This is a genomic window from Burkholderia sp. AU4i (assembly GCF_000466765.1).
GTDB classification, from domain to species: Bacteria; Pseudomonadota; Gammaproteobacteria; order Burkholderiales; family Burkholderiaceae; genus Burkholderia; species Burkholderia cepacia.
Genome location: NZ_ASSI01000138.1, coordinates 15,849 through 30,558, shown reverse-complemented (window position 1 = coordinate 30,558; position 14,710 = coordinate 15,849). Strand labels below are relative to the sequence as shown.

Below are 14,710 nucleotides of genomic sequence, written 5' to 3'. Positions count from 1 at the left end.
CGAAAGGACGCTGTGAGATTTAAAACGGAAGCGGCGGCCGGAAAAAATCGCGCACCGGAATGCATGATTTTTTGCGCCGCCCATATCGTTTCCTGCCGGGATATTAAAAAGCCCCATGCCGCCCTCATTATTTCCTGTCCGGCAGCCCTGGCTAGCTGCCGCGTCCCAGTTTAAAACCGGGTTTATGGTATTCCACGTGCCCGAGATCCATCATTTTCCAGCGGCCCCCCCAGGTCAGGCCAACCTGTTCGGCGACCTGGCCGTACAACTGGTAGCCGCGCATCGCCCACGGATCTTTCTCGGAAATGACCAGCTTGCCGTCGCGCAGGAATGCGTTGTCGGCCGCCAGCCCGAATTGGTGATAACTCTGGAAGGCCGCCGCGTTGGTCACGTTGCCGCCCATTGCCGCCAGCCGGTTCTGCCGTTCCGGGCTCCGGTAACCTTCCAGCAACGCCATTTCATATCCATATTGTTCGTGCATGATCTTGTAGACCAGCAGCAAACGCGTACGGAAATCCGGATCCAGCAGGTTCCAGTCACGGCTTGCATCCTTCAGCGCCGGACGTACCTGTTCGACTTCCTTGGTGGCGAAGACTTCCGGCGGCAGCGGCGGGGGCGGTACGAGCTGTTCGCCCTGCAGCAGGGCGGCGATCTTCTCGTCGGGCACGCGCGCCGTGTCGTCGTACTGGAACAATTGCCGGCCGCGTAACGCAATGGCGACCAATGGCGGCGTCGCAAGAATACCTGCCGATACCATAATCATCAAGCGCCGTCGAACCAGTAAATTTTGCACATCGTTTAAAGCACCGCGCGTAACGCTTGCCGATTTAACAATCTGACTTCGCGTACGCGCGGCGCGATCGTTCGCACGGCGTGTAAGACGGCCGTGAAACTGGGCGACGGATTCGAAAACGGTCGCGCGGATACCCGGTAAAAGCAACAGTGCCGCAACTGCTACGGCAAGGGCGAAATAGGCGACGAGTGCGACGGCAATCAACGAAATCCCCGGAAATTGGAATTGATTGTGTTTTGCAATGCTTGCTCTTAGAATCAGGCTGCTTCGAGAGGCCGGGCTATATTATCGCGGTGAATTAAACCAGGATTCAATGAGACGCTGAATGAGTGCGCCGGAAAATTCAAATTCGAAATCTCCGCCCAGCCTGCTGTCCGATACCAAACCGGCAGGCGACGGAGCTCAGCAGTCGCGCATTCTCGCGAATCTGGAAGGACGTGTCACGCCGCCGGCCGAACCGCCGCGCCGTTCGCTGAAGGCGCCGATCGCAGCCGTCGTTGCACTGGTGGTTGCCGTCGGTGGCTGGGGCGCATGGCGCATGCAGCATTCGAACGAGCAGGCCGCTGCCGTCACGGCCGAGGCCGCACCCGCGGCCGCCGCGCCGGCGAAGGCCGCCGCGGCCAGCGACGCTGCCGTGCAGGTCGCGCAAAATGCGGCATCCGCCGCGCAGCCGGCCACGATCGTCAACGACGACGCAGCTTCCCGAACCGTTGCTTCCGCATCGTCCGCGTCCGCCGCGGACAACAGCCGCCTGTCGCGTGCGCTCGCCAACGGCGCCGATGATGCATCGGGCACGGCCACGGCCGGTGCGGCGGCCGCCGCCGCCGCTGCTGCGACCAAGACCGCGAAGGCCGACGCAGCGAAGAACGCGAAGGTCGCGGCGCACGGCAAGACCGACACGAAGGCCGAAACCAAGGCTGACGCAAAGGCCGAGGCCCGCAAGCATCGCAAGGAACAGCAGGCCGAGCTCGCGCAGGCGAAGAAGCGTCGCGACGCGACGTCGACCCGCACCGCAAGTGCGAAGGCGGCCGGGAAGGACGATCCGGATGCGGATCTGCTCGCGGCGCTCGTCGCGCGCACGAAGCCCGCCGACAAGAAACTCGCCGCGCAGAAGGCGCAGGCCGTGCCGACCAAGACGGCCGCGACGGCCGGCTCGCTGGCGTCGCGCGTGAAGGAATGTTCGGAGCGCGGTTTCTTCGAGGATCAACTGTGCCGCTGGCGCGTCTGCGAAGGTCACTGGGGCAAGGATCCCGCGTGCCCGAGTGCCGCGCAGTCGGAGACGCGGCAGTAACGCGTCTCGTGTGCCGGCCTGCCGCACCTGCGCCGCCCGTTGGGCGGCGCGTTGCTTTTGGGGTGCGGAATCGGCCGGTATGATGCGGCGTGGCGCTGTCACCGGCGCGTCATGCCCGTCGGGCATACGTTTCCTTTCCTTTTCCGGCGCGGGTTCGCGACCCGCGATGCGCGGCGCGCCGCGCGCCGCACGACCTTCGACACGATGGACCTGATCGTACAGACTTACGGCGCCGATACGTCCGGCATGGTGTGCGGATTCCGCTTCGATCCGGGCGGATCCGGCGCGACGCTCGACGCCGACACGGCCGCCGCGTGGCTGCGCACGTGCCGCGAGCACGATGGCGCGTCGGACGATTTCGTCTGGCTGCACTTCAATCTCGCACACGGCGCGAGCGAGCGCTGGATGCGCACGCACCTCGATCTGCCCGACAGCTTCTTCGAATTCCTCCACGAAGGGTCGCGCTCGACGCGCATCGAGCAGGAGGACGGTGCACTGCGGGCGATCGTCAACGACGTGATGTTCAACCTCGAACTGACGCCGTCGGAAATCGCGACGCTGTTCGTCCACGTCGAGCGGCGCATCATGGTCACCGCGCGGCTCAAGCCGCTGCGCTCGGTCGACACGCTGCGCGCGTGCGTGCGCGACGGCGAGCAGTTCCGGTCGCCGGCGGAGCTGCTCGTGCACCTGCTGCGCGACCAGGCCGACCTGCTGATCCAGATCATGCGGCGCACGAGCGTCGACGTCGATCGCATCGAGGACCGCTTCCTGTCGCAGCGGCTCACGTCGAGCCGCATCGAGCTCGGCGCGATGCGCCGCACGCTGACGCGCCTGCAGCGCATGCTCGCGCCCGAGCCCGGGTCGATCTTCCGGCTGCTCGCGAAGCCGCCCGCGTGGCTGCATACGGAAGACGTGCAGGAGCTGCGCGAGTCGACCGAAGAGTTTTCGCTGGTGCTCGCCGACCTGGCCGGGCTCAACGAGCGGATCAAGCTGCTTCAGGAAGAGATCGGCTCGCGTCTCGACGAGCAGAACAACCGGACGCTGTTCACGCTGACGCTCGTGACCGTGATCGCGCTGCCGATCAACATCGTCGCCGGCTTCTTCGGGATGAACGTCGGCGGCGTGCCGTTCTCGGAGAACAAGCACGGCTTCTGGCTGATGGTGCTGCTCGTGGCGGGCTTCACGGCACTCGCCGCGTGGTGGGCATTCCGCCGGCGCGACGACCGCTAGCGGCATCGACCCGTCAGCGCAACAGCGCAATCGCGCGTTCGCCGATCACCATTCCAAGCAGCCCGACGAGCGCGACGAGCGGCGGGGCCGGCGAGCGCACGTGCAGCAGCGCATACAACACGCCGACGCCTAGGCCCACCGCGAGCGAGGTCACGTAATCCGTCATGGCGGTCTCCCGTGTGATCCGGCGTCAGGGTTTGAGGATGACGCGCTCGCGCGCACCGGCCAGCACCGCGCGATACGCATCGTGCGCGCGCTCGAGCGGATAAACGTAGTCGTCGCCGATCGGGAACGGGCGCAGGGTGCCGTTGCCGAAGCCGGGCGCGAGCGTGTCGAGGATCTGCGCGACCGCGGCGCCGCCGAGCTGCAGCGAATCGATGCCCACGAACGTGTGCTGGCCGCGATAGAACGCGAAGATGTCGAACGGCACGCTGCGCTCGATCGTCGAGATGAAGATCTGCCGCGCACCGATCGCCATCGACGCGTTCGCCGCTTCGAAGTACGGGCTGCCGACCGTGTTGTAGACGATGTCCGCGCCGCGTCCGCCGGTCGCCGCGCGCACCGCGTCGGCCACCGGTTCTTTCGACGCGTCGATCATGTGCACGTCGCTCGATGCGTGGCCACGATAGCCGCCGGCGCTGCGCTCGACGCCGATCACGGTTGCGCCGTGCGCGGTCGCGAGCTGGATCGCGGCCTGGCCCACCTTGCCGTTCGCGCCGAACACGAGCACGACGTCGCCGGCCGTCGGCATGCCGGCGCGGCGCAAGCCCTCGTAGGCTGTGACGAACGGCACGCCGACGCCGGCCGCTTCGTCGAGCGTCAGCACGGCGGGCTTGCGGCGCACCAGTGCCGCGTCGAGCACGAGCCATTGCGCATGCGAGCCGTCGCGCCCGACGCCCAGATCGCCACCCGAACCCCACACTGGCGCGCCGATCCAGCCTTCCGGGCCGCTGCGCACGATGCCGGCCCAGTCGCGCCCGGGCGTGCGCGGCCACACCGCGTGCGGCATGCGGCCGAGCGCGGCCTTCACGTCGCTCGGGTTCACGCCGGCCGCGTGCACCTCGATCAGCATCTGGCCGTCGCCCGGTACGGGCGTGTCGATTTCCCTGACCCGCGCGTCGAGCGACTCGATGTCGGCGGCGGGGGCGTCGAAGCGGATGCTGCGCATGGTGATCTCCGTGGCGGTTGGCTGCCGCGCGGCCCGGTGGGGCGGTGCGTGCAGCGAATGAAATGGATGAACGCAGTCTAGTCGGCCCGGTTTGACGCGGAAACCCGCAAAGGCAGATGATTGTTTTGCGATAAACGCATAGCCAAATCCGAAGGCACCGAATGGACGATTTCCTTTCCCCGCATCTGGCGCTGTTCGTCGACGTGGTCGACCAGCAGAGCTTCTCGGCGGCCGCCCGCCGGCTGGGTGTCGCCGCGTCGTCGGTCACGCGGCGCATCGACCGGCTCGAGACACAGCTCGGCATCCGCCTCCTGCATCGCACCACGCATGCGCTGCGGCCCACCGAGGCCGGGCAGTTGCTGTACGGGCGCGCGACGCGGATGCTGGCCGAGCTGCGCGGCCTGCAGGAAGACCTGCACAGCCAGCACGACGAGCCGAGCGGGCTGCTGCGCGTCGACTGTCCGGCGCCGTTCGGCCGGCGGCACCTGGTGGCCGCGCTGGCCGCGTTCATGCAGCGTCATCCGGCGCTGCAGGTCGACCTCGTGCTGACCGACAGCATGGTCGACCTGCAGGGCGCGCGGCTCGGCTCGGACGTCGATCTCGCGGTGCGTATCGGCCCGCTCGAGGACACGCGCCTCGTCGCAACCGTGCTGGCGCCGCAGCGGCGCGTGCTGTGCGCGAGCGCGGCGTATCTGGCGCGGCGCGGCGAGCCGGATACGCCCGACGCACTCGCCGGACACGACTGCCTCGCTTGGCACGGCGTGCCGCCGCCGGGCGCGTGGCGCTTCGGCGAGCGCCGCCACGCGCCGGCGCAGCCACGGTTTCGCAGCAATCATTCGGAAGCGTTGCTCGAAGCCGCGATCGACGGGCTCGGTCTCGCGCACCTGCCGACCTGGCTCGCGGGGGACGCGCTGCGCGACGGCCGCTTGCGCGCGGTCCTGCCGCAGTTCGCGGCGGCGCCCGAGCCGGCGACGATCCACGTGTTGCGCCAGCCGGCGCGCGGCACCGCACGCGCGTCGCGGCTCGTTGCGTTCCTCGCGACGTGGTTCGCGCAGCCGGCGTGGGATGCCGCGTGGGCGTGACGACGACGGCGGGCGACGGCCGGCGGCGTGTCGCCGGGCCCGAAGCACGCCGGGCATGAAAAAGGGCCTCGCACGCGAGGCCCGTCAAAGGTCGGAGAAACCGGTACGCCGGCCGGCCGCCGCAGGCTGCGCGGCACCGGCCGGGCACGCACCGTTACTGCGTGACTACCTTGCGCGGCTTGAAGATGCCCTGGTATTGCAGTGCCGGGCGTTCCTTCGTCACCGGTTCGATGCCGCCGAAGGTCGGCGTCTGGCGCAGCTTCATCGCGGCCGGCGATGCGACCGAGCCGATCGACGTCGAGCGCGATGCCGGCGCGAGGTTGTTCGCGACGAGCAGCGCGGCTTCGCTCTTCAGGTTCGCGAGCAGCACCGGATCGGTCGAGCCGTTGACCTGCGTGAGCAGCCCGCTCCAGGCCGCGTCGCTGTAGTTCACGACGTAGTAGTCGAGCCCGCTCGGGTCGGCCACCACGCCCGTGCAGCCGTCGATCCGCGTTTGCGTCTGCGTATCCTTCAGCGCGAGCGTCGTGCGTTTCGCGAGACCCTGGCCGTACGCGAGCGTGATCGGCACCGTCCACTGCAGGCCCGGATACGCGTTCTTGTTCGGGAACGGCTGCTGTTTCAGCGTGACGACCGTCTGGTTCTTCGTCAGGTCGCACTGCGTGTCGAGCGAGATCAGCGGCACGCCGGTCTGGCGGACGTAGCTGTCGCCGATCGCGCCGATCGCCTGGCCGCTTTCCTTCGACAGCGCATCCCACAGCCGCTTCGGTGTGCCGTTGCCGAACGAGTAGTCGACGAGGTACTGCTGCAGACCCTTGCGCAGCGTCTGTTCGCCGAGATAGTTCTCGAGCGTCTTCAGCACGTGGCCGCCCTTGTCGTACGTGAACGCGCTGGCGCTCAGCACGAAGTCGTTCGAGGCCCAGCCGTTGAAGTTCGGCGCGACCGGGAAGGCGTTCGGGCCGATGTCACGATTGATCACGCGGTACTTGTTCTTCACCTGGTCGAGCCAGCTGAACTCGTCGGGGAAGAACTGGATCGTCGTCTTCGTCTCGAAGAACGTCGCGAACGACTCGTTGAGCCACACGTTGTCCCACCAGTCGGTCGTGACGAGATCGCCGAACCACTGGTGCGCGACTTCGTGCGTCAGCACCTCGTTGCCGTAGTGCGACATCGGCTGGCCCGGCTGCGGCAGGATGTCGTCGGCGAACTCGAGGATCGACCCCCAGTTCTCCATCCCGCCGAAGTTCAGGTCCTTCTGCTCCTTGAACGCATCGTTCGCGGCCACCGTGTCGAACTTCGTGAGCGGCAGCGCAATGCCCGTGTAGCGGTAGTAGAAGTCGAGTGCCTGCTTGGTGCGGTCCATCGCCGGCTTCGCCCAGTCGCTCATGCCCGGCGGCGTGAACACGCGCAGGTGCAGGCCGCCCTTGCCGCCCGGCAGCGGGCTCGTGAAGTCGTCTTCATAGGTGTCGAACTGGCCGCCGCCGAAGAACAGCAGGTACGACGGCATCGGCGGGGTCTTCTCGAACTGCACGAGCTTGTAGCCGCCGCCGACGTTGGTCGACGGCTTCTCGGCCGCGTTCGACACGACGCGCCAGTTCGACGGCACTTCGGCCGTCACTTCATAGGTCGGGCGGAACGCCGGCTCGTCCCAGCCGGGGAACCACTGGCGCGACAGGTTGGTTTCGCCCTGCGTGAGGATCGCGCCGCTCGTCTTGCCGTCGGTGCCCTTCAGGTCGACGCGGAACACGCCTTCCGCGGCCGAGCAGCCCGGATACGGATCGTCGCCGCAGCTGCCGCCCGTCTTCGTGCCCGGATCGTCATACGACTTGAAGTTGATGATGCCCGACCACTCCATGTGCAGCGAATAGTTGCCCGGCGAGATCGTGCCGCTCACGGGGCGCAGCTGGTAGAAGTCGCCCTTGTCCTGCGGCGTCGCGATCAGCTGGATGTTGCCCGGCTGCAGCGTGATGCGGCCGTTCGTGAACTTGATCCGGTGGCCGGCGATCACGATGTTGTTGACCGGCTTCAGCACCTTGATCTCGACGTCGGCGCGGCCGTCGAACGCGTTCAGCGCGTCGTTCGGGCGGAACCACAGCCGGTAGTTCACGGGCACCACGGTGTCCGGCAACTCGACAGGCGACACGCTCTTGTCGACGTTGGATGCGCTCGGCGGCGCGTTGACGGTGGGCGACGAGCCCGAGTGCGGTGCGCCGGCGGAGCTGAGCGCGGAAGCGGAGCCTGCACCGCCGTCGTCACCGCCGCACCCGGCGAGTGCGAGCGCGGCGACGAGCGGCAGATAACGCATCTTGCGAATATCGATCGACATGACTGAAACCTCGATTGTTGAAAGAATCGTTCAGTGCTGCGAAAACGCCGGCAAAAACAATCCCCTCGCCGTTAATCAACAGCGATGAAAATGCCAATGACGGATTATTCGAAAACGCGGCGGCTGACTACGTGAAGGTAATCATGGTTTACTGCCCCCTCTGGATTTCCGGATGTCGGTTAACTTGCCGGTTCAAAATGGCCGGGCGCGTGTTGTACTGAGTTGATTTCGCGCGCACGACACGGAGCCGCACGCCCTGCGCGGGCGCGCGATTCCCTTGAACCGACGACCTACGGGGCTGGCCGGGCCGGGCCGCAGGATGGCCGGAAGGCGTGTCGCCGTTCCGTAAAATCGCCGTCATGCGGCTTCAAGCTTTGTCGGCTTGCTCGAAGGATGCGTAAATATACTTGATGGTTTTAGGTAAAGGAAACGAAAAATTTAGAAATTGCATCTATTGAATTCGCCGCGCTTCATTGAATGCTGGAAAGCATTAATGCGCTTTCCGTTTGGCTGGTATTTTCGTAGTTTTAATCTATTAACGATCCGGCGAGGCCGCGAAAACTACGAAATCCGGTGTGCGGGGGCGCACTCGGTACAATGCAGCGACGATCCGCTCACCGATTGCCGCGAGGAGGCCCCCATGCCACGAACCCTGTTCCGAATCGCGCCGCTGCGCGCCGTGCTGCTGCTGTTCGCCGCCGTGCTCCTGCTCGGCGGCTGCGCGGGGCTCACGCGCGATTCCGTGCGCGTGTCGGTCGCCGGGCTCGACCCGCTCGTCGGGCAGGGCCTCGAGATGCGTTTCAACCTGAAGCTGCGCGTGCAGAACCCGAACGACACGCCGATCGAATACGACGGCATCTCGGTGGCGCTCGACCTGAACGGCACGCCGTTCGCGAGCGGCGTGAGCGACCGCTCGGGCGTCGTGCCGCGCTTCGGCGAGGCCGTGCTCGACGTGCCGGTTTCCGTGTCGGCGTTCGCCGCCGCGCGGCAGGCGTGGAACCTGCCCGGCGCGGCTGCCAGCGGCGAGTTGCCGTATGCGCTGCGCGGCCGGCTCGCGGGCGGCGTGCTCGGCACCGTGCGCTTCAGCGATGCGGGCACGCTGCGCATGCCGGCGACGCCCGGGTGGGGCGGGTAGACGATGCCGGGCCGGACGAAGCGTCGCGATCGCGGCGCCGTCTGACGATTCCTGACGATCGGGCTTCGAATGCCTTACGTTTTGCGCGTCAATCGCGTTTAGACTGCCTCAGTCCGGAGGGCCGGGCGACTTTTTCGAGAGGGCACCATGGCAGCGAAATTCGTCATCAAGAAAGCGAGCGACGGGCAGTTCCTGTTCCACCTGAAGGCCGCCAACGGCGAGATCATTCTGCGCAGCGAGCTGTACAAGACCAAGGCGTCGGCGGAAAACGGCGTCGCGTCGGTGCGCAAGAACGCGCCGGACGACGCGCGCTACGAGCGCAAGACCGCGACCAACGGCCAGTTCATGTTCAACCTGAAGGCCGGCAATCACGAGATCATCGGCACGAGCGAGCTGTACAAGGCCGAAGCGAGCCGCGAGAACGGCATCGCGTCGGTGAAGCAGAACGCGCCGGATGCCGCGCTCGACGACCAGAGCTGAGCGGCCCGATAGCGCCAATACGCCGCGAGCATCGCGCGGGTGGCAGTCGGGGCGGTCGCCCGCGCTTTGCCGCGCGGGCAAAGCGCGGTATGGTGTGGTCCGCGCGGCGCATGCCTGTAGCGCCGCCTGTCTGAAGCCAACCGTAGCCGAGCTCGCGTGACCGATTTCCCCGTTTTCCACTGGACCGACGCCGACGGCGCCGAACATGCCGTGCGCTGGCGCTCCGAAGCCGGCGTGCAGCCGCCGAAGCGCGCGGTGCCCGCCGACGACCGTCTCACCGCCGACGCGGCCTACCGCCTGGCCTGCGAGGGCACCGCGCTCGTCTGGCAGGGCGACTTCCAGAATGCGCGCCAGCTCGTGCAGGCGATGGCGCGCCGCGTCGAGCGCAAGCCGAAGAAGGCGAAGGCCGCGGTGGGCGTCGACGCATTCAACCTGCATCGTCTTGCGCAATCGCAGCGCGCCCGCACGCTCGGGATGCTGCTGATCCCGCTCGATGCCGACTACACGATCCCGCTGCGCCGCGCGCCCGACGTACGCGCCGCATGCGAGGAAGCGTACGGCCCGGGCGGCGAACCGTCGGTCGTGTCGCTGCGCGAGCTGCTCGGCCTCGTCGGCGCGCACGAATGGCGCAAGAAGGGTGTGCCGATCCCGGCGCTGGGCGGCGCGCCGATCCATCCGCACTACGGCGTGTTCTCGCCGGTACGCGGCGAATACGTCGAACTCGTCGCGCGCGCGCCGCTGCCGGCGACGTCGCTCGCGTTCGACATCGGCACGGGCACCGGCGTGCTCGCGGCCGTGCTGGCGTCGCGCGGCGTCGAGCGCATCGTCGCGACCGATCAGGATCCGCGGGCGCTCGCCTGTGCGCGCGAGAACGTCGAGCGGCTGGGCCACGCGGGCCGCGTCGAGGTCGTCGAGGCGGATCTGTTTCCGGCCGGCCGCGCACCGCTCGTCGTCTGCAACCCGCCATGGGTGCCGGCCCGTCCGAGCGCACCGATCGAATACGCGGTCTACGATCCGGACAGCCGCATGCTGCGCGGTTTCCTCGCGGGGCTCGCCGACCATCTCGAGCCAGGCGGCGAAGGCTGGCTGATCCTGTCCGATTTCGCCGAGCATCTCGGCCTGCGGCCGCGCGACACCCTGCTGCAGTGGATCGACGAAGCCGGCCTCGTCGTGCTCGGCCGCGAAGACATCCGCCCCGCACACCCGAAGTCCGCCGACGCAGACGATCCGCTGCATGCGGCACGCCGCGCCGAGGTCACGTCGCTCTGGCGGCTCGGCGCACGAGCCTGACCGCGCATTTTCGGTAAACTATCGCCATTCCTCACGAATTCCCGCCGCCGGGCCGTGGTCTGCCGACCGTGGCCCGGCGCCGCATCACGATGTCGAACAAGACCCACGAAATCCGCCCGGAGCAGTCCGTCGAGCTGCTGAAGGAACTGCACATCCTCACCCGCGACGGGAAGCTGAACCAGGACAGCCGCCGCAAGCTGAAACAGGTCTATCACCTGTTCCAGTTCATCGAGCCGCTGCTTGCCGGCGTGCAGGCCGACCGTGGCAGCGTGACGCTCGTCGATCATGGCGCCGGCAAGTCGTATCTCGGCTTCATCCTGTACGACCTGTTCTTCAAGCAGCAGCCGGGGCACGGCACGGCGGCATTTGCGTCGCACGTGTACGGGATCGAGACCCGCGAGGAGCTGGTCACGCGTTCGGCCGAGCTGGCCGCGCGGCTCGGGTTCGGCGGCATGTCGTTCCTGAACCTGTCGGTCGCCGATTCGATCACGTCGCCGAAGCTGCCCGAAACGGTCGACGTCGTCACCGCGCTGCATGCGTGCGACACGGCGACCGACGACGCGATCCGCTTCGCGCTCGCGAAGCGCGCGCAGCACATCGTGCTCGTGCCGTGCTGCCAGGCGGAAGTCGCGGGCGTGCTGCGCAAGAACAAGGGCAAATCGCTCGCGAACGCGCTGACGGAAGTGTGGCGGCATCCGTTGCATACGCGCGAATTCGGCAGCCAGATCACCAACGTGCTGCGCTGCCTGCAGCTCGAAGCGCACGGCTACCAGGTCAGCGTGACCGAGCTGGTCGGCTGGGAGCATTCGATGAAGAACGAGCTGATCATCGCGCAGTACAAGAACCTGCCGCGTCGGCGGCCCGGCGAGCGGCTGAACGAGATCCTGGGGATGTTCGGGCTTGCCGAGCTGAACGCACGTTTCTTCGTGCCGGAAGCCGCGGCGGCGGGCGGCGAGGTTGCGGAGCCGGCTGAAGGCTGACGCACGGGCGGGCGGCGGCACGCGGCGCGGCGCACGTTGCACGCCGCACGTTGCACGCCGCGTCAGACGTCGTCGCCCGGCCGGCGCATCCATTCGCGCCAGCCGTCGTGGCCGAGGCGGCGCAGTGTTTCCTGATTTCTTTCGTAGATCGCGGACGCGTCCGGGAACGCGTCGACCGCGCGCGCGATGCTGTTCTCGCGCAGCAGGTGCAGGATCGGATACGGCGCGCGGTTCGTGTAGTTCTCGATGTCGTCGGGCTCGCTGCCTTCGAACCGGTAGAGCGGATGGAAGCTCGCGATCTGCAGCACGCCGTCGAGCCGCAGTTGCCGCACCAGGCGGTCGGCAAAGAACAGCGCATCGTTGTAGTCGACGAAGTCGGCGAACGCATGCGGGAAGATCAATAGCGTCGTGTCGACCTGCTGCGGGTCGGCCGCGTCGAGCGCGCGCAGTTCCGTTTCGAGTTCGGCGAGCGCGTCTTCGAGCGTCGTCGCTTCGCTGATCGCGTAGCGCACCTGTTCCTTCACGTAGACGCTTTTCGCGAACGGGCACAGATTGAGCCCGATCACCGCGCGCGCGAGCCAGTGCCGCGTGGCGGCGAGGATGTCGTCGTGCGATTCGGGGCGGGTGTCGGTCATCGTGAAACCAGTCGGGCGGAAGGGCGGCGAGGGCCGCATTGTAGCGGGTGCGCAGGGTGCGGACGCGCGCGGCCCGTCACGCGCACGCGGCTTCGATCAATTGCGTGACGAGCGCGGGTGCGGTGCCGATCGGCGTTTCGCCGTGCCGGTAGGTCTGGCTCGCCGCGTAGATACCCTCGATCACCAGCGCGAGCGCATCGGCGAGCGCCTGCGGTTGCCGCGCGCCGGCGCCTTCGCATAGCGCGACGAGCCGCTTCATCAACTGTTCCTTGTTCTGCGCGACGCGCTCGCGCGCCGGGTGCGATGCATCCGGAAACTCCGCCGCGACGTTGACGAACGGGCAGCCGCGATAGTCCTTCTGCGTCGCGCGCTCGGCCAGGTCGACGAAATACTGGATCAGTTGCGCCTTCGGCTGGCCCGGATGCTTCGCGGTGCTTGTGTCGAGACGCTCGAAGAAACACGCATCCATCCGCTCCAGATACGCGAGGATCAGGTCGTCCTTCGACGAGAACTGCCGATACAGGCTCATCTTGTTGACGCCCGCGCGTTCCACGACCGCCTCGACGCCCACCGTCCGAACGCCTTCCCTGTAAAACAGCTCCTCGGCGGCGCGCAGCAGGTGCTCCTGCGCGGTGGCGCCGTCGATCGGCCGGCGCGTACGGCGCGCCGGCGGCTTGGCGATCTCGATGCCCGACATGATGACCCTCGACTGCATATTGGATTGCTTGACATGTTACCGATTGGTCACTACGATCGCAACACACTTGTGACCGGTCGGTAACAATGCCGACCGGGTCGACAGACAAATGCCAAGCGTCGGCCCGGGTCAGCCGATGCAGCGTGCGGCGGAGGTGGCCTGGCTGGGTGGGGCGGAGCGGGCGCGGAAGTGCCGGCGCCGCCAACTGGAGAACGCGAAGATGAACTGGGCGGTGACACGAATCGGCGGGCGCTTCCACTACGGATGGCTCGCGGCGGCGGTGGTATTCCTGATCCTGCTGGCGGCCGCCGGCACACGCGCGACGCCGAGCGTGCTGATGGTGCCGCTCGAACGCGAGCTCGGCTGGAGCCGCGCGGCGATTTCGCTGGCGATCTCGGTGAACATCGCGCTGTATGGCCTGACCGGCCCGTTCGCGGCCGCCGCGATGCAGCGCTTCGGGCTGCGCCCGACCATCCTCACCGCGCTCGTGACGATGAGCGCGGGCGTCGCGCTGTCGTCGATGATGACGCAGAGCTGGCAGATGGTGGTGATCTGGGGCCTGATGGTCGGCTGCTCGACAGGTGTCGTCGCGCTGACGCTGTCCGCGACCTTCGTCACGCGCTGGTTCCATGCGCGGCGCGGCCTCGTGATGGGGATCCTGACCGCGAGCACGGCCACCGGCCAGCTCGTGTTCCTGCCGATGCTCGCGGCGATCGCGCAGCGCCATGGCTGGCGGCCGGTCGTGCTGGTCGTCGCGGTGGCGGCCGCGATCGTGATTCCGCTCGTTGCGTTCCTGTTGCCCGAGCGGCCGGCCGACGTGCAGCTGCGTCCGTACGGCGAGCCGGCCGATGCGCCGCCCGCGCCCGATGCGACCAAGGAGAACCCGCTCGCGGTCGCGTTCCGTACGCTGCTGACGGCCAGCCGCTCGCGCGATTTCTGGCTGCTGTTCTTCAGCTTCTTCATTTGCGGCGCAAGCACCAACGGTTACGTCGGCACGCACCTGATCGCGATGTGCAGCGACTACGGGATGACGGAAGTGCAGGGCGCATCGCTGCTCGCGGCGATGGGCGTGTTCGACCTGTTCGGCACGACGCTGTCGGGCTGGCTGTCCGACCGCTACGACAATCGCGTGCTGCTGTTCTGGTACTACGGGCTGCGCGGGCTGTCGCTGATCTACCTGCCGCACGCGTTCGGGATCGATTTCTTCGGGCTGCCGCTGTTCGCGATGTTCTACGGGCTCGACTGGATCGCGACCGTGCCGCCGACCGTGCGCCTCGCGACCGACGTGTTCGGCAAGGCCGCGGCGCCGGTCGTGTTCGGCTGGATCGTCGCCGGCCACCAGCTCGGCGCGGCGTTCGCGGCGCTCGGCGCGGGGCTGCTGCGCGCGAGCCTCGGCACCTATACGATCGCGTCGATGATTTCGGGCGGGCTCTGCATCGTCGGCGCGCTGATCGTGCTGCGCATCAACCGCGGCCCGTCGCGCGCGGCTGCGCAGGCGGCCTGATCGTGGCAAGCCGGCAGTCCGGCCGGCCCGCGCGGCGGGCGGCCGGCCATTGCACGCACGGAGATTTGCATAGCGCGGCAGGATCGGGCGCGGATCGGCTCA

General features: G+C 67.5%; 13 protein-coding genes and 1 pseudogene. 8 read left to right on the top strand and 6 right to left on the bottom strand.

Features of this window, described 5'->3' with window-relative positions; genetic code table 11:
- Window positions 1-151: 151 nt before the first annotated feature.
- On the bottom strand, window positions 152-997 hold the full coding sequence (locus L810_RS28960; protein ID WP_021161809.1) for a M15 family metallopeptidase: 846 nt from the start codon (window positions 995-997) through the stop codon (window positions 152-154).
- 121 nt (window positions 998-1,118) lie between these two features.
- Here L810_RS28960 and L810_RS28955 point away from each other — a divergent pair, with 121 nt between their 5' ends.
- Complete coding sequence (locus L810_RS28955; RefSeq protein WP_021161808.1) at window positions 1,119-2,084, top strand: hypothetical protein; 966 nt, start codon at window positions 1,119-1,121, stop codon at window positions 2,082-2,084.
- 204 nt (window positions 2,085-2,288) lie between these two features.
- Window positions 2,289-3,314, top strand: coding sequence for a transporter (locus L810_RS28950; protein ID WP_042976619.1), 1,026 nt, complete (start codon window positions 2,289-2,291; stop codon window positions 3,312-3,314).
- Between the two features lie 16 nt (window positions 3,315-3,330).
- On the opposite strand, the pseudogene L810_RS45830 reads toward L810_RS28950, so the two are convergent.
- Together L810_RS45830 and L810_RS28945 are read right to left on the bottom strand one after the other, a co-directional pair.
- Window positions 3,331-3,480 (bottom strand): annotated as a pseudogene (locus L810_RS45830) (DUF1427 family protein); the annotation flags it as partial.
- 24 nt (window positions 3,481-3,504) lie between these two features.
- Entirely contained in the window at window positions 3,505-4,482 is a 978-nt protein-coding gene (locus tag L810_RS28945; protein WP_021161805.1) for a quinone oxidoreductase family protein, read from the bottom strand.
- A 161-nt stretch (window positions 4,483-4,643) separates the two neighbouring features.
- On the opposite strand from L810_RS28945, the gene L810_RS28940 reads away from it, so the two are divergent.
- The gene (locus tag L810_RS28940) at window positions 4,644-5,564 is read left to right on the top strand and encodes a LysR family transcriptional regulator (RefSeq protein WP_021161804.1); all 921 of its coding nucleotides are present in this window, start codon (window positions 4,644-4,646) and stop codon (window positions 5,562-5,564) included.
- Between the two features lie 154 nt (window positions 5,565-5,718).
- Here L810_RS28940 and L810_RS28935 read toward each other — a convergent pair whose 3' ends face one another.
- The gene (locus L810_RS28935; RefSeq protein WP_021161803.1) at window positions 5,719-7,887 is read right to left on the bottom strand and encodes a M1 family metallopeptidase; all 2,169 of its coding nucleotides are present in this window, start codon (window positions 7,885-7,887) and stop codon (window positions 5,719-5,721) included.
- Between the two features lie 640 nt (window positions 7,888-8,527).
- Between L810_RS28935 and L810_RS28930 the strand changes: the two genes are divergently transcribed.
- The 4 genes from L810_RS28930 to L810_RS28915 all read left to right on the top strand — a co-directional run bounded on the left by L810_RS28930 (window position 8,528) and on the right by L810_RS28915 (window position 11,772).
- Complete coding sequence (locus L810_RS28930) at window positions 8,528-9,022, top strand: LEA type 2 family protein (protein WP_042976607.1); 495 nt, start codon at window positions 8,528-8,530, stop codon at window positions 9,020-9,022.
- Window positions 9,023-9,169: 147 nt separating this feature from the next.
- Window positions 9,170-9,502 (top strand): YegP family protein, encoded by a 333-nt coding sequence (locus L810_RS28925; protein ID WP_021161801.1) that lies wholly within the window; start codon window positions 9,170-9,172, stop codon window positions 9,500-9,502.
- A 156-nt stretch (window positions 9,503-9,658) separates the two neighbouring features.
- On the top strand, window positions 9,659-10,792 hold the full coding sequence (locus L810_RS28920; RefSeq protein WP_021161800.1) for a methyltransferase: 1,134 nt from the start codon (window positions 9,659-9,661) through the stop codon (window positions 10,790-10,792).
- A gap of 89 nt (window positions 10,793-10,881) precedes the next feature.
- The gene (locus L810_RS28915; protein WP_021161799.1) at window positions 10,882-11,772 is read left to right on the top strand and encodes a class I SAM-dependent methyltransferase; all 891 of its coding nucleotides are present in this window, start codon (window positions 10,882-10,884) and stop codon (window positions 11,770-11,772) included.
- Between the two features lie 62 nt (window positions 11,773-11,834).
- Here the strand turns inward: L810_RS28915 and L810_RS28910 are convergent, their stop codons facing one another.
- Together L810_RS28910 and L810_RS28905 are read right to left on the bottom strand one after the other, a co-directional pair.
- Window positions 11,835-12,407, bottom strand: coding sequence for a DUF1415 domain-containing protein (locus tag L810_RS28910; RefSeq protein WP_021161798.1), 573 nt, complete (start codon window positions 12,405-12,407; stop codon window positions 11,835-11,837).
- 76 nt (window positions 12,408-12,483) lie between these two features.
- On the bottom strand, window positions 12,484-13,104 hold the full coding sequence (locus tag L810_RS28905) for a TetR/AcrR family transcriptional regulator (RefSeq protein ID WP_021161797.1): 621 nt from the start codon (window positions 13,102-13,104) through the stop codon (window positions 12,484-12,486).
- Window positions 13,105-13,324: 220 nt separating this feature from the next.
- Between L810_RS28905 and L810_RS28900 the strand changes: the two genes are divergently transcribed.
- A complete protein-coding gene (locus L810_RS28900; RefSeq protein ID WP_021161796.1) occupies window positions 13,325-14,608 on the top strand; it encodes an MFS transporter in 1,284 nt (427 codons plus the stop codon).
- Window positions 14,609-14,710: the final 102 nt, after the last annotated feature.

Excerpts from the sequence above, each read along its gene's own strand:
- L810_RS28935 (WP_021161803.1), bottom strand. The coding sequence starts at position 7,887 with ATGTCGATCGATATTCGCAAGATGCGTTATCTGCCGCTCGTCGCCGCG.
- L810_RS28910 (WP_021161798.1), bottom strand. The coding sequence starts at position 12,407 with ATGACCGACACCCGCCCCGAATCGCACGACGACATCCTCGCCGCCACG.
- L810_RS28955 (WP_021161808.1), top strand. The coding sequence starts at position 1,119 with ATGAGTGCGCCGGAAAATTCAAATTCGAAATCTCCGCCCAGCCTGCTG.
- L810_RS28940 (WP_021161804.1), top strand. The coding sequence starts at position 4,644 with ATGGACGATTTCCTTTCCCCGCATCTGGCGCTGTTCGTCGACGTGGTC.
- L810_RS28915 (WP_021161799.1), top strand. The coding sequence starts at position 10,882 with ATGTCGAACAAGACCCACGAAATCCGCCCGGAGCAGTCCGTCGAGCTG.
- L810_RS28925 (WP_021161801.1), top strand. The coding sequence starts at position 9,170 with ATGGCAGCGAAATTCGTCATCAAGAAAGCGAGCGACGGGCAGTTCCTG.
- L810_RS28900 (WP_021161796.1), top strand. The coding sequence starts at position 13,325 with ATGAACTGGGCGGTGACACGAATCGGCGGGCGCTTCCACTACGGATGG.
- L810_RS28950 (WP_042976619.1), top strand. The coding sequence starts at position 2,289 with ATGGACCTGATCGTACAGACTTACGGCGCCGATACGTCCGGCATGGTG.
- L810_RS28905 (WP_021161797.1), bottom strand. The coding sequence starts at position 13,104 with ATGTCGGGCATCGAGATCGCCAAGCCGCCGGCGCGCCGTACGCGCCGG.
- L810_RS28945 (WP_021161805.1), bottom strand. The coding sequence starts at position 4,482 with ATGCGCAGCATCCGCTTCGACGCCCCCGCCGCCGACATCGAGTCGCTC.
- L810_RS28930 (WP_042976607.1), top strand. The coding sequence starts at position 8,528 with ATGCCACGAACCCTGTTCCGAATCGCGCCGCTGCGCGCCGTGCTGCTG.